Source organism: Streptomyces lavendofoliae (assembly GCF_014649735.1).
GTDB classification, from domain to species: Bacteria; Actinomycetota; Actinomycetes; order Streptomycetales; family Streptomycetaceae; genus Streptomyces; species Streptomyces lavendofoliae.
The window spans coordinates 269,334-295,144 of sequence record NZ_BMTP01000007.1 but is presented as its reverse complement, the minus strand read 5'-3'; the positions used below and the strand labels follow the sequence as shown (position 1 = coordinate 295,144).

The window sequence follows — 25,811 nt, the reverse complement described above, 5'->3', positions numbered from 1 at the left end:
AGTTTTTCGTCATGACGAAGACCGTCAACCACTGGATCGGTGGCAAGACCGTCGAAGGCGCGTCGGGCAACTGGGGCCCGGTCACCGACCCCGCGACCGGCGCCGTCACCACGCGGGTCGCCCTGGCCTCCGCCGAGGAGGTCGACGCCGCCGTCGCCGCCGCCAAGGCCGCGTACGCGACCTGGGGCACGTCCTCGCTGGCCCAGCGCACCGGCGTGCTGTTCGCCTACCGCGCGCTGCTCGACGCCCACCGCGACGAGATCGCCGCGCTGATCACCGCCGAGCACGGCAAGGTCCACTCCGACGCGCTCGGCGAGGTCGCGCGCGGCCTGGAGATCGTGGAGCTGGCGTGCGGGATCACCGTCCAGCTCAAGGGCGAACTGTCCACCCAGGTCTCCAGCCGGGTCGACGTCGCCGCCATCCGCCAGCCGCTCGGCGTGGTCGCCGGCATCACGCCGTTCAACTTCCCGGCGATGGTGCCGATGTGGATGTTCCCGCTGGCCATCGCCTGCGGCAACACCTTCGTCCTCAAGCCCAGCGAGAAGGACCCGTCCGCCGCCAACCTGCTCGCCGAGCTGGCCTCCCAGGCCGGTCTGCCCGACGGCGTCCTCAACGTCGTCCACGGCGACAAGGTCGCGGTCGACGCCCTGCTTGAGCACCCGGACGTCGCGGCCGTCTCCTTCGTCGGCTCGACGCCCATCGCCCGGTACATCCACACCACCGCCTCGGCGAACGGCAAGCGCGTCCAGGCCCTCGGCGGCGCCAAGAACCACATGCTGGTCCTCCCCGACGCCGACCTCGACGCGGCCGCCGACGCGGCGGTCTCGGCGGCGTACGGCTCGGCGGGCGAGCGCTGCATGGCGATCTCGGCCGTCGTCGCGGTCGGTGCCATCGGCGACGAGCTGGTGGAGAAGATCCGCGAGCGCGCCGAGAAGATCAAGATCGGTCCCGGCGACGACCCGGCCTCCGAGATGGGCCCGCTGATCACCGCCGCCCACCGCGACAAGGTCGCCTCGTACGTCACCGGCGCCGCCGCCCAGGGCGCGGAGGTCGTCCTCGACGGCACCGGCCACACCGTCGACGGGTACGAGAACGGCCACTGGATCGGGCTGTCGCTGCTCGACAAGGTGTCCACGGACTCCGACGCGTACCGCGACGAGATCTTCGGACCGGTGCTGTGCGTGCTGCGCGCGGACACCTACGAGGAGGGCGTCCGCCTCATCAACGACTCGCCGTTCGGCAACGGCACCGCCATCTTCACCCGTGACGGCGGCGCCGCCCGCCGCTTCCAGCTGGAGGTCCAGGCGGGCATGGTCGGCGTGAACGTCCCGATCCCGGTCCCCGTCGGCTACCACTCCTTCGGCGGCTGGAAGGACTCCCTCTTCGGCGACCACCACATCTACGGCAACGACGGCGTGCACTTCTACACCCGCGGCAAGGTTGTCACCACCCGCTGGCCCGACCCCTCCGAGGCCCCGGCCGGCGTGGACCTGGGCTTCCCCCGCAACCACTGACATCCCTCGCCGCCCGCCCGCGGCCCCGCCCGCCGGGGGCCGGGAGGCGGGGAGGCGGGCGGAGGGAGGCGGAGAAAACGGCTGGCTCCGACCGGGGCCGGCCGTCGATCCTGTCCGGCATGCACGCCGACGAACCGAAGTACCGCATCCGGGCCCTGTACACCGACGACACGGTGACCGTCTACCAGGCGTACCCGCCCGGGATCGGCGGCCCCGCCGCCCGCACGGGCCGCTTCCCGGCCGCCTGGAAGCGGGACCGGATGACCTGGATCAAGCCGAGCTTCCTGTGGATGATGTACCGCTGCGGCTGGGCCACCAAGCCGGATCAGGAGACCGTCCTGGCCGTCGAGATCACCCGCGAGGGCTTCGCGTGGGCGCTGCGCCACGCCTGCCTCTCGCACTACGTGGCCGGTTTCCACCCCGACCAGGACGCCTGGAAGCGGCAGTTGCGGCAGTCCCCGGCCCGCGTCCAGTGGGACCCCGAGCGCGACCTGCGCCTGGCGCCGCTGCCGCACCGCTCGCTCCAGCTGGGCCTCGCGGGCGAGGCGTCCGCGCGGTACGCCGACGAGTGGACGGTCTCCATACGGGACGTGACCCCGCTCGCGCGCGAGGCCCATGCCCTGGTGCGGGAGGGCGACCTCGGCGCGGCGGCCCGGCTGCTGCCCGAGGAGCGCCCGTACCCGGCCGGCACGGACCTCCTCGGGCACCTCGTCCCGCCGGGCGCCTAGGGCCTGTCTTTCGGATCATGCCGGGCTCGCGGGGCCTGGCACGCACGCTCGCCGCGTTGTCGTCGGTCGCCAACGCTCCGCGTTGGCTCCCTCCTCCGCCTTGCGATCGCACGCGCCAGACCCCGCTCCCTGATCCGGCCTGATCCGAAAGACAGACCCTGGAACGGCACGCGCGCCGGCCGGCCGGTCACTCCGTCGGCGGCAGGCCCTCGGCGAGCAGGCCGACGACGTCGCGCCGGGCCCGTTCCGCGTGCCGGGGGTGGTGCCCACCCCGGGCACCACGGTCCGGTCGACGGGCGGGTGGTGGAAGGCGTGCGGGGCGCCGCCGCAGACCACGAGGCGCCGGTCGACGCCGGCGCCCTGTGTCTCGGCCGCGCACGCGTCCCGTTGCGCGGCCGGCATGACCGGGTCATCCGACCCGGCGCCGGCCCACGCCGGGCAGCGGATGCGCGCCGCCTCTCCGGGTCGGCCCGTGGTCGGCGCGTCGACCGTCCCGATCGCGCGCGGGCCGGCGCCGGCGCGCCCGAGTGCCAGCGCGACGGCGCCCCCGGTGCCGGCCCATCCCGCACTGCCCCGCCGGGTACCGCGGATGCTGTACGGCGGGGGCGGGGCGTACACCTCAGGAAGGCCCCCGAGTTCCGCCGTGCGGCAGCCGAGCGGCGGCGGTGCGGCGCTTAGGGTCGGGACATGCAGATCCGAATCCCCCGCCGCTGGACGGCCGCCGCGGCCGCGACCGTGGTGCTGCTCGCGGGCGCCGGCACATGGACGGCCGTGGCCTCCGACCACGGGCCCGCCACGCGCCGCCAGGACAGAGTGCTGGAGATGCCTGGAGCGAGGATCGACACCTCCTTCTTCACCGCCGGCCCCGACGGCGTCCGCCGCCCCGCCGTGCTCCTCGGGCACGGCTTCGGCGGCAGCAAGGAGGACGTGCGCGCCCAGGCCGAGCAGCTGGCACGTGACGGGTACGCGGTCCTGACCTGGTCCGCCCGAGGCTTCGGTGCCTCGACGGGACGCATCGGGCTCAACGACCCGGACCACGAGGTCAAGGACGTCTCCCGGCTCATCGACTGGCTCGCCGGGCGCCCCGAGGTCCGGCTGGACGGGGACGGCGACCCGCGGGTGGGCATCTCGGGCGTGTCGTACGGTGGGGCGGTCGCCCTGTCGGCGGCCGGGTACGACCGCCGGGTGGACGCCATCGCCCCGCAGATCACCTACTGGAACCTGGCGGACGCGCTCTTCCCGGACGGGGTCTACAAGAAACTGTGGGCCGGCATCTTCTTCACCACCGGCACGGCGGCGTCGTCGGACCAGCCCCGCGACCGCGCACCCGTCGAGAACGAGCAGCCCCCGGGCCGCGCCCCCGGCCAGGACGAGGCGCGAGCGGCGGACGCCCAGGCCCGGAAGCCGGGCGCCCCGGCGAGGGGCGGCGCCCCGGCGGCGGCGTCCGACGCGCCCACCGTCGCGTGCGGGCGGTTCCAGGACGTGCTGTGCGCCATGTACGAGCGGGTGGGGGTCGCCGGGAAGCCGGACGCCGCCGCCCGCGCGCTGCTCGCGGAGCGCAGCCCGTCCGCCGTCGGCGACCGCATCAAGGTGCCCACCCTCGTCGTCCAGGGGCAGACCGACTCCCTCTTCCCGCTGCCGCACGCCGACGCCATCGCCAAGGCCGTCCGCGCCAACGGCGCCCCCGTCGCCGTCGACTGGATCGCCGGCGGGCACGACGGCGGCGACCGGGAGACCGCACGCGTCCAGGCACGGATCGGCGCCTGGTTCGACCGGTACCTCAAGGGCGACACCGGCGCCGACACCGGCCCCGCCTTCCGCGTCAGCCGCACCGGCGGCGTCGACACCACCGACGGGCAGGCCCGGCTGCGCGGCGCGACCGGCGCCGGCTACCCCGGCCTCCGGGCCGGTCTCCGCACCGTCCCCCTCGCCGGCGGGCCGCAGACCTTCCGCAACCCCCCGGGGGCCACCCCGCCCGCCATCTCCGCCGTCCCGGGCGTCGGCGGCGGCCTGTCCCAGCTGTCGTCCCTCGGCGTCGGACTGTCGCTCGACTTCCCCGGGCAGCACGCCCGCTTCGAGTCCCCGCCCCTCACCGAGCCGCTGCGTGTCACCGGCTCGCCCACGGTCCGTGTGACCGTCGCCTCCGACACCGGCGAGGCGGTCCTGTTCGCCAAGGTGTACGACGTCGGCCCCGACGGCCGCCGCCAGGTGCTGCCCGCCCAACTGGTCACCCCGGTCCGGGTCGAGGGCGCCAAGGAGGGCAAGGTGGTCGAGCTGACGCTGCCGGCCGTCGACCACGAGGTCGAGGCCGGGCACCGGCTGCGCCTGGTCCTCGCCGCGACCGACCTGGGCTACGCCTCCCCGGCCACCCCGGCGTCCTACACCGTCGGCGTGACCGGCGCGCTGTCCGTACCGACGGCGCCCGCCGTGCGCACCGAGGCCGCCGGGCTGCCCTGGTGGGTGTGGGGCATGCCGGCCGCCGGGGTGCTGATCGCCGCGGCCCTGCTGCTCACCGCCCGGCGCCGCACCACGGCGCCCCCGCCGGACCCGGCGCTCGCCGGCGTACCGCTCACCATCAGCGGACTGACCAAGCGGTATGCCCGGTCCGCCGACCGGTACGCGGTGCGCGACCTGTCCTTCCGGGTCGAGAAGGGCCAGGTTCTCGGGCTCCTCGGACCGAACGGTGCCGGCAAGACCACCACGCTGCGCATGCTCATGGGCCTGATCACCCCCGACGACGGTGAGATCCGTGTCTTCGGCCACGCGATCCGGCCGGGCGCGCCGGTGCTGTCGCGGGTCGGGGCCTTCGTCGAGGGTGCCGGCTTCCTGCCGCACCTGTCCGGCCGGGAGAACCTGGAGCTGTACTGGCGGGCCACCGGCCGCCCCGCCGACGACGCGCACCTCGACGAGGCCCTGGAGATCGCCGGCCTCGGCGACGCCCTGGCCCGCGCCGTCCGGACCTACTCGCAGGGCATGCGGCAGCGGCTGGCCATCGCCCAGGCGATGCTCGGCCTCCCGGACCTCCTCATCCTCGACGAGCCGACCAACGGACTCGACCCGCCGCAGATCCGCGAGATGCGGGACGTGATGATCCGGTACGCGGCCGGAGGCCGTACCGTCATCGTCTCCAGCCACCTCCTGTCCGAGGTCGAGCAGTCCTGTACGCACCTGGTCGTGATGGACCGGGGCCGGCTCGTGCAGGCCGGACCGGTCGCCGAGATCACCGGCTCGGGCGACACGCTGCTCGTCACGACGGCCGGTGAGGTGCCCGGACCGCTGATCGACAAGCTGGGCGCCATGCCCGGCGTCGCCTCGGTGGAGCCCGCCGACGGCGGTCTGCTGGTACGCCTGGACGGCGCGACCGCCTCCGGCCTGATCGCGGAACTCGTCCGGCTAGACGTGCCGTTGACCGGTGTCGGCCCGCACCGCCGCCTCGAGGACGCGTTCCTCACCCTGATCGGAGGAGGATCCGCATGAGCGCCCCGGTGGAAGCAGCGGTCCAGTCCGCGCCCGGCTACCGGGCCGGGCGCACCCTGCCGCTGCGTGTCGAAGCCGTACGCCAGCTCAAGCGGCGCCGCACCCTCGTCATGGGGGCGATCCTGGCCGCTCTGCCCTTGGTGCTGATCGCGGCCTTCGCGATCGGTGGCACCCCCGACGGGCGCGGCAACGACCGGATCACCCTGATGGACACGGCGACCGCGTCCGGCGCCAACTTCGCCGCGACCTGCCTGTTCGTGTCGGCCGGCTTCCTGCTGGTGGTGCCGGTGGCGCTGTTCTGTGGCGACACCGTGGCGTCCGAGGCCAGTTGGTCGTCCCTCCGCTATCTGCTGGCCGCCCCCGTGCCGCGGGCCCGGCTGCTGTGGTCCAAGCTGGCCGTGGCGCTCGGGTTCAGCGCGGCGGCGATGCTGCTGCTGCCGCTGGTGGCCCTCGCCGCGGGGACGGTGGCCTACGGCTGGGGACCGCTGCGCCTGCCCACGGGCGGCTCCCTCGCCCCGGCGGACAGCGTGCCGCGCCTCGCGCTGGTCGTCGCGTTCATCTTCGTCTCCCAACTGGTCACGGCGGGCCTCGCCTTCTGGTTGTCGACCAGGACCGACGCGCCGCTCGGAGCGGTCGGCGGTGCGGTCGGCCTGACGATCATCGGGAACGTCCTGGACGCGGTGACGGCGCTCGGCTCCTGGCGCGACGTCCTGCCCGCGCACTGGCAGTTCGCATGGGCCGACGCCCTCCAGCCGCAACTGGAGTGGAGCGGCATGCTCAAGGGCTCGGCGGTGTCCGTGACGTACGCCCTGATTCTGTTCGCGCTCGCCTTCCGCGGCTTCGCCCGCAAGGACATCGTGTCCTAGCCGCCGGCGCCGGGCCCGGCCTCAGAGCCAGCCGCGACGAGCCGCTTCCGCTCCCGCCCGGAAGCGGCTCGTCGTGCCCAGGGCCGCGAGCAGCTCACCCACCCGACGGCTGTACGTGCGCCCCGATATGCCCAACCGCGCGGCGGCCGTCTCGTCGGTGAGCCCCGCCAGCAGGGCCTCCAGCACCGGCCTCAGGTGCGTGGGCAACGCCCCCGGGGGCGCCGGGCGCGCCGGGACCTCGTCGCCGGTCTCCCACCAGGCGTGGTGGGCCCGCACCATGGCCTGCACCACGACCGGGTCGCGGATCAGCAGCAGCCCGTTGTAGAGCAGTTCGAGGTCGAGGGGGACGACCGCGACCGCACGGTCCACCACGATCATCTTGAAGGGGATGGACTGCGTCAGCCTGGCCCGGCCCGGGAGGTGCGCCGCCCCGGCGACGTCGGCGGCGGCGACCCTGGACAGTGCGTGCCGGGGCACGATCTGACGCACCGTGGTCACCCGCTGCGTCGCCGTGCGCACACACGTGCCGGCGAGCTCCAGGAAGGGCTCGGGGATCGGCAGGCCCAGGCACGCGGCCGGGTCGTCGAAGGTCAGCAGCTCATGGCGGGCGGACTCGGTGAGCGCGGCGAGCGTCGCGCAGATCTGTCTCACCCCCCGCACCGGCTGCCCCGCCGGGCGCGGTGCCTGCTGTGGCACGGCACGCACCGGTCTCGCCTCTCTTAATGCCGCTCGGCCGAGCACGGAGCCCGGGACGTTCGTCACGGCTGACCACCCCCGCCATCCCCTGGGAACAGACGCAACTCCATGTACGCATGCGACTGCGTACGGTGACAAGGGTGTGTTCCTCGGTTGGCGAGTCCAAGCCAAGTCCTGCGCCGGGCCTCACCGGCCGGCTCGCGCCGCCCCCGGACGAGCCCGGTCCGCCGCACCGCTCCCGGCTCCCCGGCACCCCCGCCGGCCCGCGCCCGTGCCCCGCCGCGAGCCGCGCGATCCGTGCGGGAGCCGCGCGCGATCCGTGCGCGTCCCGGACGTGACCGCCCGCGCGCCCCACGTCCGCCCGCCACCCACCCCCCACCGCCCGCGGGCCGTCCGCCGGTCACCGCGCACCGGCCGTTCACGGGCCACCGGCCGACCACCGGCCGACCACCGGCCGCTCCGCGCACCGGCCGCGCACCGGCCGCTCCGCACACCGTCCGCACACCGTCCGCGCACCGTCCGCGCACCGTCCGCGCACCGGCCGACCCCCGGCCGCTCCGCACATCGGCCGCACACCGGCCGCGCACCGTTCGCCCGCCGTCCGCGGGCGCCTCCACGGGCGCCTCCACGGGCCGCCCGCAGCCGGGGTTGCCTGGTCGTGTACCTGCCATCATGGCCGTATGCCGACGCTGCTGCTCGCCCTCGCGGTCCTCTCCACCGGCCTGTACGCGGGATTCATGCTGATCTTCCTGACCGGCGTCATGCCCGCGCTGGCCCGGCTGACGGACGAGGAGTTCGTGACGGTCATGCGGCGCGTCAACGAGTACGTGCCCCGCGCGGTGTTCCTCACCGTCTTCGCGGGCGCGGTGCTCTTCCCCGCCCTGGCGCTCGCCCTGCCCGCCACGGCCGCGTCCGGCGGCCGACGGTGGCTGATACTCGCCGGTCTGGTGTGCGCGGCGCTGAACCACCTGGTCACGGTCGCCGGGAACATCCCGCTCAACAACGCGCTCGCCGCCTCGCGGGACGGTGAGCCCGGCGCGGTGAGGAAGGCGTTCGAGTCCCGCTGGAACGCCTTCCGCCTGCTCCGCACGACGCTGATCACGGCGTCCTTCGCCCTGCTCGTCACCGCTTCGCTCACCTGACCTGGCGTGAGCCGTTTGCAGTACGGGAAGTGGCGCGCGGCGCCCCGGCGTGTCCGGATGGTCACATGACCCCCATGCGTGGGGGTTCGCGTACCGACCGACGAGAAACGGACGACCAAACGTGACCCGCACCCACCGCTGGGCCGCCACGGCCTTCGCCTGCCTGGCCCTGACCGGCATAGCCGCCGGTCCCGCCCTCGCCTCGGCGCCCGCCGACGGCGCCACCACGTCCCTCCCCACCGACGCGGCGTTCCTGCGCGCCTCCCACCAGGGCAACCTGACGGAGATCGCGGCGGGCAAGGACGCCCAGAAGAACGCGACCACCTCCTGCGTGAAGCACGTGGGCAAGGTGCTCGTCCGCGACCACACCAAGCTCGACGCGGACACCCGGGCCCTCGCGGACAAGCAGGGCGTCGACCTGCCCGCCGCGCCCTCCAAGGAGCAGCAGGACATGCTCGCGGACGTCATGTCCAAGGCGGGCTCGAAGGCCTACGACACGGCGTGGCTCCACGCCCAGGCCGCCGCCCACGAGCAGACCCTGGCCCGGATCGACAACCAGATCACCCACGGCAAGAACGCCGAGGTGACCGCCGCCGCCAAGGCCGCCCGCCCGGTCGTCGCCATGCACCTGGACATGGTGCGCGGCGGGGAGTGCCACGCCGCCGCCGCGCCGAAGGCCATCCACGCCGGCAACGGCGGCCAGGTCGCCGCGACGTCCATGGCCGCCGGCGTGCCGGTGGCCCTCGCCGTGCCCGCCGTGGCGGTCGGCGGTGTCCTGGTGGCCGGGGGCGCCTTCTGGGCCGCCTCCCGCATGCGCCGCAACGACAGCCGCTGACACCGATGGGCGCGTCACCGCGTCATGGGCCCGGTCCGGACCGCGTACTGGTCCGGACCGGGCTCGCGGCCGTCGCCACGGCCGTCGTGGCGTACCTCTTCCCGTTCTTCCCGGTCCCGGGGCGGGCACCCGACGTGGGGACCCTGCCGGGGCCGGCCGCCGCCACGCCGGCCGCCACCTCCGGCGCGGCGAGGGCGGCGGCGCACTCCCCGCCCGTGTCCCTCACGATCCCCGGGCATCTGCGCAGCACACCGGTCGACCCGGTCACCGCCGACCCGGACGGCGCCATGGCCGTACCGAAGTCGCCCGACCGCCTGGGCTGGTGGGCCCTCGGCGCACCGCCCGGCGCCGCGCACGGCACCGTCCTGCTGGCCGGCCACCTCGACTCGGCCGACGAGGGCGCGGGCCCCCTGGAAGCCCTCCACGACGTACCCATGGGCACGCGCGCGCAGGTCACGGCGGCCGACGGCACCCGTCACACCTACCGCATCGTGGCCCGCCGCACCCACCCCAAGAGCGCCCTGCCCAGCGGCCTGTTCACCTCCGGCGGCACCCCGCGTCTGGCCCTGGTCACCTGCGCCGGCGACTTCGACCCCGACGCGCACGCCTACGCGGACAACCTGGTCCTGTACGGGGAACCGGTCGGCTGACGCCCGCCCGCCGCTGCCCGCCCCCGCCTGCCGCGCCTGCCGCGCCGGGCGCCGGTGGGCGCCCGGCCGGGCGTCAGGCGGCCGGGGCCGGTTCCGTCAGCGGGTCGGTGAAGGCGTCGCGGGACACAGGGAGCTGACGCACCGTCCCGTCACTCCGGTGACGCGGCGTGGGCTGCGCGAGTTCGGACTCGTCCCGCACGGCCGGCCACCGGCCGAGATCCTGCCGCCGTTGACGGACGGGCAGCTCGCCGACTTCGTCGTCGAGGACCTCCGGGACTTCTGGGTGCCGACCCTGGACCGACCAGCGAAAAGCCCTCCCCAAGGGGAGGGCGGAGAGATGCGCCCCCGGCAGGACTCGAACCTGCGGCCAAGCGCTTAGAAGGCGCCTGCTCTATCCACTGAGCTACGGGGGCCGGTGGTGGCCGTGTGGCCTGGAGCCCCTGCTGGGTGGTTCCGTGACCTTGCCGGGGACAAGGATAGGGCTCCGATCGCCTTGACCCGGTCGCTTCACCTGCGTGGCACGATGTGGAGGTTCAGTGAAGCAGACCGATAATCGCAGGCAGGTGCGATTCCCGCAGCGCTTTTCGCGTCTTGCGCCCCGGGTGTTGTCTACTCGTTATGCCTGCGTCCCACTCGTCCCGTCTGTCCCATGTGTCTGATCGGCGCGCAGAGAGCGCCATACGCTTCAAAAAGGTCATGAAATTGGGCATTCTTCGCATGTGGTGACCTTGGACGTACGGCCTCAGCTCATCGACGCACTCTCCGCCCTGCGCGACCGTGTCGCCGCCGTGCGTCTTCCACTGCCCCTTCCGGGTGCGCCACGGGCGCGGCAGACACGTGCCGAGCTGCTCGCGCAACTGGACGACTATCTGGTGCCCCGCCTCAGGGAGCCCGAAGCCCCGCTGCTCGCCGTCATCGGCGGGTCCACCGGGGCGGGCAAGTCGACGCTGGTCAACTCCCTGGTGGGGCGCCGGGTCAGCGAGGCCGGGGTGCTCAGGCCCACCACGCGCACCCCCGTCCTGGTCTGCCACCCGGACGACCACCACTGGTTCGCCGGCGTACGGGTGCTGCCGCAACTCACCCGCGTCCGCGCGCCCCAGGGCGGGGAGGCCGAAGGGGAGGACGGCGGCGACGAGCGGGCCCTGCGGGTCGAGACCGCCGACACCGTCCCGCGCGGCCTCGCGCTGCTGGACGCCCCCGACGTCGACTCGCTCGTCGTACGGAGCCGGGAGCTCGCCGCCGAACTGATCTGCGCCGCCGACGTCTGGGTGATGGTGACCACCGCCTCCCGGTACGCCGACGCCGTGCCCTGGCACCTGCTGCGCACCGCCAAGGAGTACGACGCCACGCTCGTCACCGTCCTCGACCGGGTGCCGCACCAGGTGATCAACGAGGTGTCCCGGCAGTACGAGGCGCTCCTCGTGCGCGCCGGGCTGGGGGACGTGCCGCGGTTCACCATCCCCGAGCTGCCCGAATCGGCGGGCGGCGGTGTCGGGCTGCTGCCCGACACCGCCGTCGCCCCGCTACGGGCCTGGCTCGCGCAGCGCGCCCAGGACCCCGCCGCCCGGCAGCAGACCGTGGGGCGCACGGCCGGCGGGGTGATCGACTCGCTGAAGGTGCGGATGCCGGAGCTGGCCGGGGCCGTCGCCGCGCAGTACGCCGCCGCCGTACGCCTCACCGGCGCCGTGCAGACGGCCTACGAGCAGGAGGGCGAACGGGTGCGCCGCGAACTGCGGCGCGGCGCCGTCCTCGCCGGGGACGCCCGCACCCGCTGGCGCGGCTACCCCCGCGACTGCTCGGCCACCGAACTGCTCGACTCCCTGGCCGAGTCCCTCACCGCCCTGCTCCAGTGCGCCGTCGCCGCCGCCGACGACCACGTACGGGAAGCCTGGCGCCGTGAACCGGCCGCGCGCGTCCTGGAGGACGACGCCGGGGCCCAGCCCGGGCCCGACCGCGAGACCGGCGAGCGGATCGGGATGGCCGTACGGCGCTGGCGGCGCGTCCTGGAGGAGCTGGCCGAGGACGAGGTACGGCGCATGGACCGGGCCGCCGCCCCGGACCCCGAGACGGTTGCCGCGCTGCTGGCGGCCGCGCTGCTCGGCGGGCGCAGGGCCCGGGGCGCGGGCGAGCGGCTCGCCGAACTGCTCGGGGCGCAGGGGGCCCTGCGGCTGCGCGACCGGGGCGGCGAGCTGGTGACCACGTACATCGACCGCGTACTGACCGAGGAGCGGGCCCGGCGGCTCCAGCCGCTGCGGGCCCTCGACGTGACCCCCGAGCCACAGGCCGAGCTCATCGCCGCGCTGTCCCGACTGCAGAAGGAGAGGTGACGGCGGTGAGCGCCGTTGACGAACGCTGGGACGACGGGCTGATCGCCCGCCGTGCGCAGGAGCAGGCCGCCGACGGAGGGCCCCCGCCGGACGAGCCGTACCTGCCGATCGGCGAGGCGTACGCCGGGACGCTGCGGACCCGGCTGGACGCCCTGCGGGAGCTGGTGGGCCTGTCCAGGACCCGCCTGGACGGCGACACCCTCGCCGAGGCGGGGCGGGTGCTGGAGGAGGCCGCCGCACGGCAGCGGCTGTCGTCGCGGCACACCGTCGTCGCCATCGCGGGACCCACCGGCAGCGGCAAGTCGGCGCTGATCAACGCGCTGGCGGGGGTGCCGGTCTCGGAGACCGGGCTGCGCAGGCCCACGACGGCCAACCCCATCGCCTGCACCTGGTCCGAGGGCGCCGCCGGCCTGCTGGACCGGCTCGCCATCCCGGGGCGGCTGCGGCGCCGGCCGCTGGCGGGCGGGGCCGGCGACGAGGCCCTCCAGGGCCTGGTCCTGGTCGACCTGCCCGACCACGACTCGGCGGTCACCGCGCACCGCAGGCAGGTCGACCGGGTGCTGGCCCTGGTGGACGCGGTGATCTGGGTCGTCGACCCGGAGAAGTACGCGGACGCCGCGCTGCACGAGAGGTACCTGCGGCCGCTCGCCGGCCACGCGGAGGTGACGTTCGTGGTGCTCAACCAGGTCGACCGGCTGCCCGGCGACGCCGCCCACCAGGTGCTGGACGACCTGCGCAGGCTGCTCGACGAGGACGGCATGGCGCTGGGCGAGCACGGCGAGCCGGGGGCCACGGTCCTCGCGGTGTCCGCGCTCACCGGGGAGGGCGTGGCGGAACTGCGCGAGATGCTCGGGGCGTTCGTGCAGGGCCGCGGCGCCGCCGAACGGCGGTTGTCCGCCGACGTGGACGCGGCGGCGGCGCGGCTGCACCCGGTGTACGTCGCGGACGGCCACCCCGGGCTGGGTGAGCGGTCCCGCGAGGACTTCGGCACCCGGCTCGCGGTCGCCGTCGGGGCGCGGGCCGCCGGGGAGGCGGCGGAGCGCGAGTGGCGGCGCAACGCGGGCCGGGCGTGCGGGACGCCGTGGCTGCGGCTGTGGCGCTGGTACGAGCGGCTGCGCACCCAGGGCGGCGCGGCGGGCGCGGAGGAGGGCGCCGAGCCGGCGGCCGGCGTGGTGGAGGAGGACGAGCTGACCGCCCGTCAGCGCGTCGAGCAGGCCGTACGGGTGGTCGCGGAGGAGGCGTCGCGCGGGCTGCCCGGGCCGTGGGCGCAGGCGGTGCGGGAGGCGGCGGTGCGCGGGGCGCGCGGGCTGCCGGAGGCGCTGGACGAACTGGCGGTGTCCCTGGCCGCCCCGCCGGCGGGCGCGCGCCCGCCCCGGCCGGCCTGGTGGCCGGCGGCCGTACTGGCCCAGGCCGCGATGACGTTGCTCCAGTTCTACGGCGCGCTGTGGCTGGTCGGGCAGATCGTGGGCGTCCTGGAGCCGGGGCTGGTCCCGCCGGTGCTGATCATGCTGGCGGGCATCGTCGGCGGGCCCCTGGTGGAGTGGGCGTGCGCGGCCGCGGCCCGGGGGCCGGCCCGGAGGTACGGGCAGGAGACGGAACGCCGGCTCAGGGAGGCCGCGGCCGGCTGCGGCCGGGCCATGGTCCTCGACCCGGTCGCGGCGGAGCTGATGCGTTACCGGGAGGTACGTGAGCGGTACGCCCATGTGGCGCGCGGGCCCGGCGAGGGCGGCGGCGTGGGGGCCGGGGGAGTGGGCGGCGCGGTCGCGGGGCCGGGGGCCGGGTTCGCCGGGCAGGCGGGGCGGGGGCGGAGGTGACACCGGGCGGTGACCGGGGTACGGCCGGTCGGGCGTCCCCCTTGCGGGTGGTCGAGTTGTCCACAGCCGGGTGGTCGTCCACAGGGCCGAGCGGGCTTCCGGCAGCCGGTCCAGCATGGACGTCGTCAGCAGGACGACCGTGAGGGGTGGGTGTCATGAACGACACGATGGTGACGGTGGTGGGCAATGTGGCGACGAGCGTGGACTACCGCGACACGGCGGCGGGAGGCTTGGCGAGGTTCCGGTTCGCCGCGACCGCGCGGCGCTGGGACCGCGAGCGGGCGGTCTGGGTCGACGGGCCCACCAGCTTCTACACGGTGAGCGCGTGGCGGGCGCTCGGTGCCAACCTGGCGGCGTCGGTGTCGGTGGGGGACCCGCTGGTCGTGCACGGGCGACTGAGGGTGCGGGAAGAGGACCGGGACGGCCGGCGCAGGACGTTCGTGGACATCGACGCCTCGTCGGTGGGCCACGATCTGTCGCGCGGGACCTGCGCGTTCCGGCGGGGGCCGAGGGCGGAGCGGCCGGACGCCGTGGAAGCGGCCGCCGTCGGCGCAGGGGGAGGTGTGAGTACCGCCGGCAGTGTCGCCGGCGCCGAGCGCACGCCGGAGCCGGTGTCGTGACGGTGTGTCAGGGCCGGGACACCGTGCGGTGCGGTGATGTGGAGATTCGGCGAGCGCGGGCCGCAGGACACGCGTTCGCGATAACGATTCCGAGTCGGAATGGTTGTCTGACGGTATGACAGGGGACTGTGCTGGGTCGCCTCCTTAGGATTCCCGGGTACTCACGGGGCACTTGAGTCGGCAGGCGAGGCACTCCCCCCACGCGCCACACGCGCCGAGGTCTCGCCCGGAGGGGAAGTCTGTGTTTGCTGGGGTTGCTGGGTTCGCTGTACGGAGACGGAGGAGGGGTCCCGCCCGCCTCCTCGCCGCGGTCGTGACCTCCGGGCTGGTCGCCGGAGGCTTCATAGCCGGGGCGTCCGCCGCCTCGGCCGACGAGGCATCTCAGCATCAGGGCGGTGCCTCCGCCACCCTCAACGGGCTGACCACCTTCGACCAGGCGGTCCTCCGCGTCGACGGCGAGAAGCAGGAGATCCCGGCCGGCCTGTTCGAGATGACCGTCGACGGCGGCGGAACCCTGAAGACCTACTGCGTGGACCTCCACAACCCCACCCAGGAGAAGGCCCGGTACCTGGAGACGTCCTGGGACCAGACCTCGCTCGGCCGCAACCGGGACGCGGGACGGATCCGGTGGATCCTCCAGCACTCCTACCCCCGGGTCGACGACCTGGTGGGCCTGGCGAAGAACGCCGGCACGGGCCCGCTGACCGCCGGGACCGCCGCCGCGGGAACCCAGGTCGCCATCTGGCGCTACTCGGACGACGCCCAGGTCCAGGCGCTCGACCCGGCTGCCGAGAAGCTCGCGGACTGGCTGGAGAAGGAGGCCGAGAACATCGCCGAGCCCGGCGCGTCCCTCAGCCTGCTGCCCGGCGCCGTGTCCGGTCCGGCCGGCACCCGCATCGGACCGGTGACCGTGCGCACGGACGCCGACCGCGTCACGGTGACCCCGCCCGCCGACGCGGCCGCCAGCGGCATCCGGATCACCGACGCCAAGGGCACGCCGGTCGCCTCGGCGGCCGACGGCAGCCGGCTGTACGTCGACGTGCCGGCCGGGGCCGCCGCGGGCTCCGCCGCCCTGACCGTGCAGGCCACCACGTCCGTGCCGGTCGGCCGGGTCTTCGCCGGGGTGACCAAGAGCCAGACGCAGATCCTGGCCGGCTCCAGCCAGTCGACGGTCTCCGCCACCGCCACGGCCACCTGGGCCGCCTCGGGCGCCATTCCGGCGCTCTCGGCCCGGAAGAACTGCGCCGAGGGCCGCGTGGACGTCACCGCCACGAACAAGGGCGACGCGCCGTTCACCTTCGAGCTGCTGGGCGCGACGTACACGGTCGAGGCGGGCGGGACCCGGACGGTGAGCGTCCCGGTCGGCGAGGACCAGGCGTACGAGTTCACCCTCACCGGGCCCGACGGCTTCCTGAAGACGTTCGGCGGCATCCTCGACTGCCGGACCACCGGTTCCACCGCCGTCGCCATGGCCGGCCCGCAGGGCTCCCAGCCCAGCCCGCTCTCCGCCGGCGGCACCTCGGCCGGCCCGGGCGACCCGGCCGACGGGCCGGACCTCGCCGAGACCGGAGCCTCCGGCGCCACCCCCATGATCGCGGGCATCGCGCTGGCGATGCTGGTCGTCGGCGGTGTCGTCGTGCTGCTCCTGCGCAAGAAGAAGGACCCCGGCGCCGAGGACTGACCCACCCCCTCCCGCCACCCCGCCACCGGGTGGCGGGAGCGCCGGGCGCCGGCGGCGCGACGACCCCGGGTGACCGGGCGGCTACCGCGCACCGGACGCGGGCGCACGAAGCGGGCCCCGGGCCTTACTGGTTTCCTTCGCGGGGTGGACGTCAGGCAAGATGGGGTGTATCTGCCCACTCTCGGATTGCCGGACGGTTTCTCTTGGCTGAGTACATCTACACGATGCGCAAGACGCGCAAGGCGCACGGCGACAAGGTCATCCTCGATGACGTGACGCTGAGCTTCCTGCCCGGTGCGAAGATCGGTGTGGTCGGCCCGAACGGCGCCGGTAAGTCGACCGTGCTGAAGATCATGGCCGGCCTGGAGCAGCCGTCCAACGGCGACGCGTTCCTGTCGCCCGGCTACACCGTCGGCATCCTGCTCCAGGAGCCGCCGCTGGACGAGTCCAAGACGGTCCTGGAGAACGTCCAGGACGGCGTGGGCGAGGTCAAGGGCAAGCTCGACCGGTTCAACGCCATCGCCGAGGAGATGGCCACGAACTACACGGACGCGCTGATGGAGGAGATGGGCAAGCTCCAGGAGGAGCTGGACCACGCCAACGCGTGGGACCTCGACGCCCAGCTGGAGCAGGCCATGGACGCCCTTGGCTGCCCGCCCGGCGACTGGCCGGTCACCAACCTCTCCGGTGGTGAGAAGCGCCGCGTCGCGCTCTGCAAGCTGCTGCTGGAGGCCCCCGACCTGCTGCTGCTCGACGAGCCCACCAACCACCTGGACGCCGAGTCCGTGCAGTGGCTGGAGCAGCACCTCGCCAAGTACGAGGGCACCGTCGTCGCCATCACCCACGACCGGTACTTCCTCGACAACGTCGCCGAGTGGATCCTGGAGCTCGACCGCGGCCGCGCCCACCCCTACGAGGGCAACTACTCCACCTACCTGGAGAACAAGGCCTCGCGCCTGAAGGTCGAGGGCCAGAAGGACGCCAAGCGCCAGAAGCGGCTCAAGGAAGAGCTGGAGTGGGTCCGCTCCAACGCCAAGGGGCGCCAGGCCAAGTCCAAGGCCCGTCTCGCCCGGTACGAGGAGATGGCCGCCGAGGCCGACAAGATGCGGAAGCTGGACTTCGAGGAGATCCAGATCCCGCCGGGCCCGCGTCTGGGCAGCGTCGTCGTCGAGGTCGAGAATCTCAACAAGGCCTTCGGCGACAAGGTCCTCATCGACGACCTGAGCTTCAGCCTCCCGCGCAACGGCATCGTCGGCGTCATCGGCCCCAACGGCGCCGGCAAGACCACGCTGTTCAAGATGATCCAGGGACTGGAGGAGCCGGACTCCGGCTCGATCCGCGTCGGCGAGACCGTCAAGATCTCCTACGTCGACCAGAGCCGCGCCAACATCGACCCCAAGAAGACGCTGTGGGCCGTCGTCTCCGACGAGCTGGACTACATCAACGTCGGCCAGGTCGAGATGCCGTCCCGCGCCTACGTGTCCGCGTTCGGCTTCAAGGGCCCGGACCAGCAGAAGCCGGCCGGTGTCCTGTCCGGCGGTGAGCGCAACCGCCTGAACCTGGCGCTGACCCTCAAGCAGGGCGGCAACCTGCTGCTCCTCGACGAGCCGACCAACGACCTCGACGTCGAGACCCTGTCGTCGCTGGAGAACGCGCTGCTGGAGTTCCCGGGCGCGGCCGTGGTCGTCTCCCACGACCGCTGGTTCCTCGACCGGGTGGCCACGCACATCCTGGCCTACGAGGGCGACTCCAAGTGGTTCTGGTTCGAGGGCAACTTCGAGTCGTACGAGAAGAACAAGATCGAGCGCCTCGGCCCGGACGCGGCACGCCCGCACCGCGCCACGTACAAGAAGCTCACCCGGGGCTGAGGCGGAGACAGTGGCCCGTCACCTCTACAGCTGCCCCCTGCGCTGGTCGGACATGGACGCCTTCGGGCACGTCAACAACGTCGTCTTCCTCCGCTACCTGGAGGAGGCGCGGATCGACTTCATGTTCCGGCTCGCGCCGGGGGACGGTTCGCCGTCGTTCTCCGGAGGGTCCGTCGTGGCCCGGCACGAGATCGACTACCTGCGACCGCTGGTCCACCGCCACGAGCCGGTGACCATCGAGTCGTGGGTCACGAAGATCGGCGCGGCGTCGCTGACGATCGCGTACGAGATCAAGGACCCGGACCAGGTGTACGTGCGGGCCTCGACGGTCGTCGTGCCGTTCGACCTGGAGGCCCAGCGCCCCCGCCGCATCACGGCGGAGGAGCGGTCCTTCCTGGAGGAGTACGTGGACGACGGCATGCGCTCCCCGGGGGAGGCCGCCGCGGCATGACTCCGCCGCTGCACTTCGCCGATGCCAGGGAGGCGGCCGGTCTGGCCGCCTTCCTGGCCCGGCTGATCCACTACGACCGGGCCGCCGCCGTCCGCCTCCAGGCCGGTGGCGGCGCCCTGGCCGTGTTCGGACGGCCGCCGTCCTTCGAGGTCCTCGCCATCCGGACGGCGGCACTCCTGGACGACACACCGCTGGACGTCACCGTCTCCGCGGGACAACTCCTCGACGGCATCGAGGAGTCGGCGGGCAAGGCCATGGTGCCCGCCCCCGTCACCGGCCCCCCGTGGGCGGGCCTGCTGCCCCCGCGGGCCGGCTGGCAGGAGGTCCCCGGGCTGCCGGACGCCGCGGGCCTGCGCGCGGCGGTCACCGCCGCCGTGGCCGAATTCCGGGAGCGGGACGGCGCGTTGCCCGCCGAGCGGCGCACCCGAGCGGAGCGCGACCGGATCGGCCGGGACATCTGGTCCCGGACCCTCGGCGCGACCGGGCTTCCGCTGCGCGCCGTGCACGCCGCCCAGTCGCTGGGCTTCCTCCCCCCGCACGACGCACCCGTCGCCCTGCTCGCCGCCGGGTCGTGGCTGCGGCTGCGCAGCCCCTACGGGTCGATCGCCGTGCGCAGGACCGGCCTCGGCACCGGACTGACCGTCACCGCCGTCTGACCCCGCCCCCTCGCGGGCCGCACGCCGGGGAGCGGGGCGCCGTCCGGGCCCCACGACGCGGTCGGGCTCCGGGTTCCAGGTTCAGGGTTCGGGGCTCCCGGCTTCCACCAGCTCCGGGTTCGGGGGCGCCGGCCCGGCGGCGCGCGTTCCCGGGCGGTTCAGTCGCCCCGCTTACCCCACCGGTGCGTGCACCGCGCCGCCAGCAGCCCGCCCCCCACGGTCGCCGCCGCGCACACCGCGAGCGCCACCGCCAGCCCGCCGCCGAGCAACCCCAGCGGCGAACCGCCCGACGGCGACAGGAAGGCGAGGTTCACCCCGGCGAGCAGCCCCGTGAACACCGTGGCCAGGCCCAGCGCACAGACCATCGGGACGCCCATGGCCCACCACGCGACCCGCAGGTGGAACCGTACGTCCCCGGCGTACCCGGCCGGTGGCCGCAGCGCGTCTGCCCCGTCGAGGAAGGCGTGCAGCAGCCCGGCCGCCCCGGTGAGCGCCAGCAGCAGGAACCCGGCGGCCGCCAGGAGCAGCACCCAGTCGGCCTGCCGCGCGCGGGCCCGGCCGCCGACGACGTCGTCGTCGCCGGGGACGGCGACATGCGGGAGCGGCAGCGTCGCCAGGGCGGCCCGCTCGGCCCGCTCACGCCCCTCCGGCCCGCTCGTCAGCACCACGAAAGGCCCCTGCGGCGCCGTCGCCGTCGCCGGCGACCCGGCCCGGGAGCCGGCCGCCCGGACGTGGACGGGCCCGAAGCCCATCCAACGCAGCGCCTCCGTACGGGGCGTGCGCTGCCGGTAGACCTCGTGCGCCGGTACCGCGCGCTCACGCGGGCAGGAGCGCAAGGCCCCGAGGGCGGCCAGGTCGCCGCAGTCGCCGACGAGCACGGGCGGCCCGCCGGTCCCGGACGCGTCACCGCCCGGCACCACGCGCAGCACCCGGTCCCCCGGGGCGAGGGCGGCCACGAAGCGGGCGTGCGCCCGGGCGTCGGCCGGCGCGCTGCGGACCTCCAGCAGGCGGTCGTCCAGCCGCCGCCCGAGCACGGTGGCGTTCCTGGCCGCGTCCGTCAGGTCGGTGACCATCACCAGGGCCTGGGCGGCCGGTCCCAGCATGACGACGAGCGCCGCGCACGCCCGGGCGAACACCGCGGGACGGGCGGCCGCCCAGCGCCCGCCGGCCAGCCGCGCCGCGTCGCCCGTGCCGCGCACTGTCAGCCGCGCGCAGGCCCGCGCCGCCGCGCGGCCCAGCAGCGGCGGCAGCCCGGCGAGTACCAGGGCCGCGCCCAGCACGAACAGCCGGGTGCCCGTCGCCTGGCCGGTCGCCGCCCCGGAGACCACGGCCAGGCCGCCGGTCAGGCACAGCACGCCCGGCCAGGCCGACGGCAGGGACCGCGCCGCCCGGGACCGCGCCGCCCGGGGCCGCCCGGACCCGGGCGGGCGCACCCGCGGGCGCAGCGCGGCGAACAGCAGGCACAGGATGGCCCACGCCCCGGCCAGCGCGAGCGGGAACTGCCAGCGCAGCGGCGCCAGATCGGCGGCCGCCACCGGGTAACCCGTCAGCGGCAGCCGTACGCCGGTCAGCGTGAGCGCCGTCAGCGGCACGCCCGCGAGCAGGGCACCGGCCCCCAGCGGGCGCACGCACTCGCCGAGGGCGATCCGCGCGTGCCCGGAACGGCCGGCGCCGATCGCGTACGCCGCCGGGCGCCGGTCCCGCTGCCGGGCCCCGAGGCGGGCGGCGACGATCAGCAGGACGGCGACGGGCAGCCCGAGCTGGCAGGCCAACAGCGCATGGAGGTCGCTCCTCGGCCGGTCGAACGACTGGCTGACGAAGTAGGGGTCGGTGGCCGGCCCCGGGGCGCCGAAGCCGCTGATCCCCAAGGTCGTCCCGTACCCCTGGACCCGCAGGCCGGACGGCGGGCGGACGTACACGAACAGCTCACCGGAGTCGGCCAGCCCCTCCCGCGCCACCGTGCCGGCCAGTTCGCCGTACCGGGTGGCGGCCGGCGGCATGAGGCCGAGCAGCGCCGGTGACACGAACGCCTCACCCGGCTCCGGCCATCGGGGCAGGCCGGGTGGCGGCGGCGCCGACGGCACGGCGGGCTCGACGCGCACCACCGAGAAGACCCGCTCCCGCCAGCTGTCGTCGCCCTGGTTCCACCAGGCGACCGGGCGCGTGCCGGGCGCGGCGGGCACCGGCGTACGGGCCGCGACGCGGGTTTCCCGCGCCTCGTACACGGCCTGGACCGCCTGCGCGCCCCACACCAGCAGGGCCGCCGCCATTCCGGTGAGGACCAGGCACAGCGCCCGCACGGTCAGCCGCGGATCGTGCCGGCGGGTCGCGTCGGCCGCGTCGGCCGAGGCGCGCGGGCCGGTGGTGGGCGGCCGCGCGATCGCGCCCGGCCGCCGGAGGCGGCTCACGCGTCGGCCGCCCTGGCGCCGGAAGTGCCGCCAATGCGGTCGGTGTTGGTGGCGCCGGTGGAGGGAGTTCCGGAGGGGCGGGAGGTGCCGATGCCGGTCGGCCGGCGCAGGGCGCCGTCCTTCAGGGCGAGTTGCCGGCCGGGGTGGCAGGTGGCCACCGGGTGGTGCGTGACGCCGGCCGGCGTGCGGCCGTACGGGACGGCCGGCCCGAACAGCAGCGCGCGGGTGTCGCCGGCGCCGCGCCCGCCGAGCGCCCCGGTGCGGGCCGTCGCGGAGACCGTCATGGTCGGTGCGGCCATGACGGTCAGGGGTGCCTCTGCCAGCCGGAGCACGCGTCCGTCATCAGCGGGCGGTTCTCGCACGTCTGCATGGTGTAGATCGGGTACGTACCGGTCGTGGAGGTCCGGCAGTAGCCGTTCGGCTCCTCCATGCGCACCACGGTGTTGGGTGTGGTGCGCTTGAAGTTGACGTACACGTTGAAGCCGTCGTACTCGCGGTCGCAGACCCCCGCGTACTTGTGGTCCCCGCCGATGTAGCCGAAGTCCTCGCCCTCGTAGACGTAGAACGTGTCACCGAGAGCGGTACCGGCACCGAGCAGTACCGCGACCGTCGCGATCGCCACGGCACCCAGCCGTGTGGTCCTCCGCCGCACGTCGCACCTCCACAAGACGAGGGGCACCCGCCGGCTGCGGATGCCCGTTCGAAGTGTTGCGGCTGTGAACTTAGGTGGTCGGGGGGCTCAGGGGGACAGGACGGAGCAGAGTTGGCCGGAACCTTTTCTGTCACTTACCGGTCACGGAGCGTACGCGCGCTCAGTCCGGGGTGTTGACCATCGACGCGGCGGCGTACGTCAGGTAGTTCCACAGGGTCCGCTCGTGCTCCTCCGGCAGGCCGAGCTCGTCGACCGCCGCCCGCATGTGCTTCAGCCAGGCGTCGTGCGCCGCCCGGTCGACGGTGAAGGGGGCGTGCCGCATCCGCAGGCGCGGGTGGCCGCGGTTGTCGCTGTAGGTGCGGGGGCCGCCCCAGTACTGCATGAGGAACAGCACCAGCCGCTCCTCGGCCGGACCGAGGTCCTCCTCCGGGTACATCGGCCGCAGCAGGGGGTCGCCCGCGACTCCCTCGTAGAAACGGTGGACGAGGCGCCGGAAGGTGGGCTCGCCGCCGACCTGCTCGTAGAAGGTCTGCTCCTGAAGCGTGCCGCGCGGGATCTCATTCACGACTCCATCGTCTCAGACGCACCGGCCGAGGTCCCGGGCCCTAGGACCCGGGACCCCGCGACCGGCTAACCGCGCTGGATGGTGATGGTCGTCCAGGCGCCGACGTGGACCCGGTCGCCGTCCTTGAGCGGGACGGGCACATAGGGCTGGATCGGGTCCTCGGCGCCGTTGAGCGTGGTGCCGTTGGTGGAGTTCTGGTCGACGACCGCCCAGGAGCCGTCGGGCTGCCGCACCAGCACGGCGTGCTGGTGCGAGACGCCCGGGTCCTCCGGCGGTACGGACAGGTCGATGTCGGGGGACTCGCCCGTGGAGTGCCGGCGGCGGCCGATGCTCACCTGGTTCCCGGACAGCGTCAGGCGCTGCTCGGGGGAGTAGGCGGGCAGGTTCAGCCCCGCGGCCTCGGGGCCGCTGCGCCGCATCATCGCCATGAAGTACGTGCGGTCGGGTGCCACGACGGCCGTCCAGTCAGCGGGCGCCGCCTGGTACTGCGGGGGCGGGGGGCCGTCCGCGTGCGGGGCCTGCGACTGGTGGTCGGCCTGCTGCGGCTGCTGCGGCGCGTGTTGCGGCTGAGGCGCAGGCTGCTGCTGCTGCGGCTGGGGTGCCTGCGGCTGCGGCGCCGGGGGGCGCTGCTGCGAGGGCGGCGGCAGCATCCAGTCGTCCCCGCCGCCGGCCGGCTGCGCCTGCGGCCGGGAGGGGGACCGGGGCTGCGGCGGGGGCGGCGGACCGGGCTGCTGGAACGCCTCGGGCGGACGCGGCGGACCGGGAGGCTGCTGGAACGCCTGGGGTACCGGCGGCGGACCCTGCGGCGGGCGCTGGGGCGTCGACGGCTCGTGCGGCAGGGGCTCGGCCGGGCGGTTCATCTGCGACGGGCGCGAACCCTGGTAGTCGAACGGGTCCGGCGGGCGCGGCGCCTGCGGCGCGGAAGGCGCCTGCGGCCGCGACTGGAAGCCGGGCGGCAGGCTCATCCCGGGCGGCGGACCGCCGGGACCGCCGGGACCGCCGGGACCGCCGGGGCGGCCCTGGGCGCCCGGGTTGGGGGGCGGTGCGACAGGGGTGTACGACGTCGCCGTGTTGGTGAGGAAGTTCCACCGGCACTCCTCGCAGAACGGCGCCATGGCCTCCCGCGGGGTGCGGCACTGCGGGCACAGCTCCGCCTGGGCGGTGGCGTTCGGGTCGCCGCCGGCGAAGCCGCCGGGGCCACCGTGTCCACCGGGGGTGCCGCCCGGTCCGCCCGGACCGGGATAGCCGTACGCGGGCGGCGGCGGGGGAGGCGGCGGCGGAACGGCACCCGCAGGCGCGCCCGCCCCGGCCATGCGGTGGCCGCAGACCTCGCACCAGTCGTCGGAACCCGACTGGTGTCCGTTCGGGCAGGTCGGCATGTCGGCGCTTCCCCCTCTCCTCGTCCGGCCGCGCGGGCCGTGCAGATCGTGACCTATTTCTTGACACGAACGGTCTTGGTGGAGCGCGTCTCGAGTGTCATCTCGTCCGCTTCCGCGACCTTCGCCTTCAGTCGCACAGTACCTGTCGCCGCATCGACCACGTCCACCACCTTCGAAAGGAGTTTCGCGGTGTCCGCGTTGCCGGAGGCGGCCGCCAGCTGCACGGCGCGGCCGAGTTTCGCCGTCGCGCCGTCGAAATCGCCCGACTTGCGGGCGTCGAGCCCCTGCTGGATGACGTCCGCCAGTTCGGCCTGGCCCGTGTAGTGCGCGACCTGGGGGTTGATGGAGGTGGAGGCCGCCATGTCGTCCGTCCACACCGCCCGTACCAGACCCTGCGACAGGGACCGCGGCGTACCGCCCGCCGGGTCGGGGAGGATCAGCGAGACCCGGGCCGCGAGCATCTCCTGGCCGACCCCGGCCTCCGGCACCCGGACGCACACGTGGTAGTCGCGGGACTCGTCGCCCCACGACCCGGTCGGGTAGTCGCCCGCCCGCGGCCCGGCCTCCGTACGCCGGTCCGTCAGCTCCTCGACGGTCGGCGCCACCTGCTTCACGAACACGATCTCCACGCCCACCGGGGTCCACAGGCGCAGCGCGACGTCGGCGACCTCCTTGCCCATCGCGTTCTCCATCATCCGCGTGAAGTCCGCGGCCAGGCCCGCCGGATCGGCGACGATGTCGGCACTGCCGAGCAGCGCCGAGGCGATCCCGGTGACCTCCTTGACCTCCCAGTCCGTGCCGACGCCGCGGGCGTCGCAGGTGAAGCGGCCGGCGCAGGCGTCGAGGGCGGCCCGCAGGTCGCCCGGGGACTCGTGCTCGTTGCGGCCGTCGGTGAGCAGGATGCCGTGCCGGATCGGTACGTCGGCGGACGCCAGGAGCCGGTCGGCGAGCGTCAGCCACGTACCGATCGCGGTGCCGCCGCCGGCGCCCAGCCCACGCAGTGCCTCCTTCGCCCGGGCGCGGGTGCCCGGGTCGGCGACGGCCAGCCGGCCGCCGCCCGGGTAGACCTCGTCGGCGACGTGGGTGCCCGCGACGACCGCGAAGGCCACGCCGTCGCGCAGGGTGTCGATCGCGGCGGCCGTGGCGTCGCGCGCGTTGCGCATCTTCGTCGGCGGGTACTCCATGGAGCCGGAGCAGTCCACCATGATCACCACGGCGGCGGCCGGCGCCCGTCCCGGCAGGGCGGCGGGGCCGGCCGACGCCCCGGTCAGCGGGATCCCTCCGCTCGTTCCGCCGCCCGTCGAGGTGACCGTGACGATCGCGTTGACCTCGCGCCCGCCCTCCGGCAGGAACTCGTTCTGGTACACGTCCACCGAGAACTGCGGCACGGTCGACTTCGAGAAGTTCGCCATCTGATCGGCTCCTCAGGACGTGGACTGGCGCCCACACGAAGGACGGAGGGGGGTGGGGGGCTGGTCGTCG

General features: G+C 74.8%; 21 protein-coding genes, 1 tRNA gene and 1 pseudogene. 14 read left to right on the top strand and 9 right to left on the bottom strand.

Annotated elements, in window-relative coordinates:
- Positions 1-11 precede the first annotated feature (11 nt).
- Positions 12-1,514, top strand: coding sequence for a CoA-acylating methylmalonate-semialdehyde dehydrogenase (gene mmsA, locus IE109_RS15995; RefSeq protein ID WP_189551540.1), 1,503 nt, complete (start codon positions 12-14; stop codon positions 1,512-1,514).
- Positions 1,515-1,633: 119 nt separating this feature from the next.
- Positions 1,634-2,242, top strand: coding sequence for a DUF4291 domain-containing protein (locus IE109_RS15990; RefSeq protein WP_189551539.1), 609 nt, complete (start codon positions 1,634-1,636; stop codon positions 2,240-2,242).
- 187 nt (positions 2,243-2,429) lie between these two features.
- On the opposite strand, the pseudogene IE109_RS33170 reads toward IE109_RS15990, so the two are convergent.
- Positions 2,430-2,797: pseudogene (locus tag IE109_RS33170) on the bottom strand (dienelactone hydrolase family protein); the annotation flags it as partial.
- 132 nt (positions 2,798-2,929) lie between these two features.
- Between IE109_RS33170 and IE109_RS15985 the strand changes: the two are divergent.
- Positions 2,930-5,719, top strand: coding sequence for an alpha/beta fold hydrolase (locus tag IE109_RS15985; protein WP_189551538.1), 2,790 nt, complete (start codon positions 2,930-2,932; stop codon positions 5,717-5,719).
- Entirely contained in the window at positions 5,716-6,585 is an 870-nt protein-coding gene (locus IE109_RS15980) for an ABC transporter permease (protein ID WP_189551537.1), read from the top strand. The genes IE109_RS15985 and IE109_RS15980 overlap by 4 nt, the downstream gene beginning before the upstream one ends.
- A gap of 21 nt (positions 6,586-6,606) precedes the next feature.
- Here the strand turns inward: IE109_RS15980 and IE109_RS15975 are convergent, their stop codons facing one another.
- Complete coding sequence (locus tag IE109_RS15975) at positions 6,607-7,236, bottom strand: helix-turn-helix transcriptional regulator (RefSeq protein ID WP_229891097.1); 630 nt, start codon at positions 7,234-7,236, stop codon at positions 6,607-6,609.
- Positions 7,237-7,961: 725 nt separating this feature from the next.
- On the opposite strand from IE109_RS15975, the gene IE109_RS15970 reads away from it, so the two are divergent.
- The 3 genes from IE109_RS15970 (at position 7,962) to IE109_RS15960 (ending at position 9,908) form a co-directional block, all read left to right on the top strand.
- Positions 7,962-8,423 (top strand): anthrone oxygenase family protein, encoded by a 462-nt coding sequence (locus IE109_RS15970; protein WP_189551536.1) that lies wholly within the window; start codon positions 7,962-7,964, stop codon positions 8,421-8,423.
- Between the two features lie 121 nt (positions 8,424-8,544).
- On the top strand, positions 8,545-9,258 hold the full coding sequence (locus IE109_RS15965) for a DUF4142 domain-containing protein (RefSeq protein WP_229891095.1): 714 nt from the start codon (positions 8,545-8,547) through the stop codon (positions 9,256-9,258).
- A 5-nt stretch (positions 9,259-9,263) separates the two neighbouring features.
- Complete coding sequence (locus IE109_RS15960) at positions 9,264-9,908, top strand: class F sortase (RefSeq protein ID WP_189551535.1); 645 nt, start codon at positions 9,264-9,266, stop codon at positions 9,906-9,908.
- A gap of 340 nt (positions 9,909-10,248) precedes the next feature.
- Here IE109_RS15960 and IE109_RS15955 read toward each other — a convergent pair.
- Positions 10,249-10,321, bottom strand: a tRNA-Arg gene (locus IE109_RS15955).
- Between the two features lie 315 nt (positions 10,322-10,636).
- Between IE109_RS15955 and IE109_RS15950 the strand changes: the two genes are divergently transcribed.
- From IE109_RS15950 to IE109_RS15920, 7 genes are all read left to right on the top strand, one after another.
- On the top strand, positions 10,637-12,235 hold the full coding sequence (locus IE109_RS15950; protein WP_189551629.1) for a dynamin family protein: 1,599 nt from the start codon (positions 10,637-10,639) through the stop codon (positions 12,233-12,235).
- Entirely contained in the window at positions 12,232-14,049 is a 1,818-nt protein-coding gene (locus IE109_RS15945) for a GTPase (protein WP_189551534.1), read from the top strand. Before IE109_RS15950 ends, IE109_RS15945 begins: the two co-directional genes overlap by 4 nt.
- 155 nt (positions 14,050-14,204) lie before the next feature.
- Complete coding sequence (locus IE109_RS15940; RefSeq protein ID WP_189551533.1) at positions 14,205-14,669, top strand: single-stranded DNA-binding protein; 465 nt, start codon at positions 14,205-14,207, stop codon at positions 14,667-14,669.
- Positions 14,670-14,982: 313 nt separating this feature from the next.
- Complete coding sequence (locus IE109_RS15935; protein ID WP_373297715.1) at positions 14,983-16,350, top strand: Cys-Gln thioester bond-forming surface protein; 1,368 nt, start codon at positions 14,983-14,985, stop codon at positions 16,348-16,350.
- Between the two features lie 203 nt (positions 16,351-16,553).
- On the top strand, positions 16,554-18,218 hold the full coding sequence (gene ettA, locus IE109_RS15930; RefSeq protein ID WP_189551531.1) for an energy-dependent translational throttle protein EttA: 1,665 nt from the start codon (positions 16,554-16,556) through the stop codon (positions 18,216-18,218).
- A gap of 10 nt (positions 18,219-18,228) precedes the next feature.
- The gene (locus IE109_RS15925) at positions 18,229-18,669 is read left to right on the top strand and encodes an acyl-CoA thioesterase (protein WP_189551530.1); all 441 of its coding nucleotides are present in this window, start codon (positions 18,229-18,231) and stop codon (positions 18,667-18,669) included.
- Positions 18,666-19,325 (top strand): DUF8010 domain-containing protein, encoded by a 660-nt coding sequence (locus IE109_RS15920; protein ID WP_189551529.1) that lies wholly within the window; start codon positions 18,666-18,668, stop codon positions 19,323-19,325. The genes IE109_RS15925 and IE109_RS15920 overlap by 4 nt, the downstream gene beginning before the upstream one ends.
- Before the next feature lie 158 nt (positions 19,326-19,483).
- Here the strand turns inward: IE109_RS15920 and IE109_RS15915 are convergent, their stop codons facing one another.
- The 6 genes from IE109_RS15915 to IE109_RS15890 form a co-directional block, all read right to left on the bottom strand.
- Complete coding sequence (locus tag IE109_RS15915) at positions 19,484-21,733, bottom strand: hypothetical protein (RefSeq protein ID WP_189551528.1); 2,250 nt, start codon at positions 21,731-21,733, stop codon at positions 19,484-19,486.
- Positions 21,730-22,032, bottom strand: a complete 303-nt coding sequence (locus IE109_RS15910) for a hypothetical protein (RefSeq protein ID WP_189551527.1) — start codon at positions 22,030-22,032, stop codon at positions 21,730-21,732. The genes IE109_RS15915 and IE109_RS15910 overlap by 4 nt, the downstream gene beginning before the upstream one ends.
- 5 nt (positions 22,033-22,037) lie before the next feature.
- Positions 22,038-22,385, bottom strand: coding sequence for a hypothetical protein (locus IE109_RS15905; protein WP_189551526.1), 348 nt, complete (start codon positions 22,383-22,385; stop codon positions 22,038-22,040).
- A gap of 160 nt (positions 22,386-22,545) precedes the next feature.
- Positions 22,546-22,950, bottom strand: coding sequence for a globin (locus IE109_RS15900; RefSeq protein WP_189551525.1), 405 nt, complete (start codon positions 22,948-22,950; stop codon positions 22,546-22,548).
- A 65-nt stretch (positions 22,951-23,015) separates the two neighbouring features.
- Positions 23,016-24,329 carry an FHA domain-containing protein gene (locus tag IE109_RS15895; protein ID WP_189551524.1) on the bottom strand — a complete coding sequence of 438 codons (1,314 nt, stop codon included), beginning with the start codon at positions 24,327-24,329 and terminating at the stop codon, positions 23,016-23,018.
- Between the two features lie 53 nt (positions 24,330-24,382).
- Positions 24,383-25,741, bottom strand: a complete 1,359-nt coding sequence (locus tag IE109_RS15890) for a vWA domain-containing protein (RefSeq protein ID WP_189551523.1) — start codon at positions 25,739-25,741, stop codon at positions 24,383-24,385.
- Between the last annotated feature and the right edge of the window lie 70 nt (positions 25,742-25,811).

Excerpts from the sequence above, each read along its gene's own strand:
- IE109_RS15980 (WP_189551537.1), top strand. The coding sequence starts at position 5,716 with ATGAGCGCCCCGGTGGAAGCAGCGGTCCAGTCCGCGCCCGGCTACCGG.
- IE109_RS15890 (WP_189551523.1), bottom strand. The coding sequence starts at position 25,741 with ATGGCGAACTTCTCGAAGTCGACCGTGCCGCAGTTCTCGGTGGACGTG.
- IE109_RS15970 (WP_189551536.1), top strand. The coding sequence starts at position 7,962 with ATGCCGACGCTGCTGCTCGCCCTCGCGGTCCTCTCCACCGGCCTGTAC.
- IE109_RS15960 (WP_189551535.1), top strand. The coding sequence starts at position 9,264 with ATGGGCGCGTCACCGCGTCATGGGCCCGGTCCGGACCGCGTACTGGTC.
- IE109_RS15910 (WP_189551527.1), bottom strand. The coding sequence starts at position 22,032 with ATGGCCGCACCGACCATGACGGTCTCCGCGACGGCCCGCACCGGGGCG.
- mmsA (WP_189551540.1), top strand. The coding sequence starts at position 12 with ATGACGAAGACCGTCAACCACTGGATCGGTGGCAAGACCGTCGAAGGC.
- IE109_RS15895 (WP_189551524.1), bottom strand. The coding sequence starts at position 24,329 with ATGCCGACCTGCCCGAACGGACACCAGTCGGGTTCCGACGACTGGTGC.
- IE109_RS15940 (WP_189551533.1), top strand. The coding sequence starts at position 14,205 with ATGAACGACACGATGGTGACGGTGGTGGGCAATGTGGCGACGAGCGTG.
- IE109_RS15985 (WP_189551538.1), top strand. The coding sequence starts at position 2,930 with ATGCAGATCCGAATCCCCCGCCGCTGGACGGCCGCCGCGGCCGCGACC.
- IE109_RS15990 (WP_189551539.1), top strand. The coding sequence starts at position 1,634 with ATGCACGCCGACGAACCGAAGTACCGCATCCGGGCCCTGTACACCGAC.
- IE109_RS15920 (WP_189551529.1), top strand. The coding sequence starts at position 18,666 with ATGACTCCGCCGCTGCACTTCGCCGATGCCAGGGAGGCGGCCGGTCTG.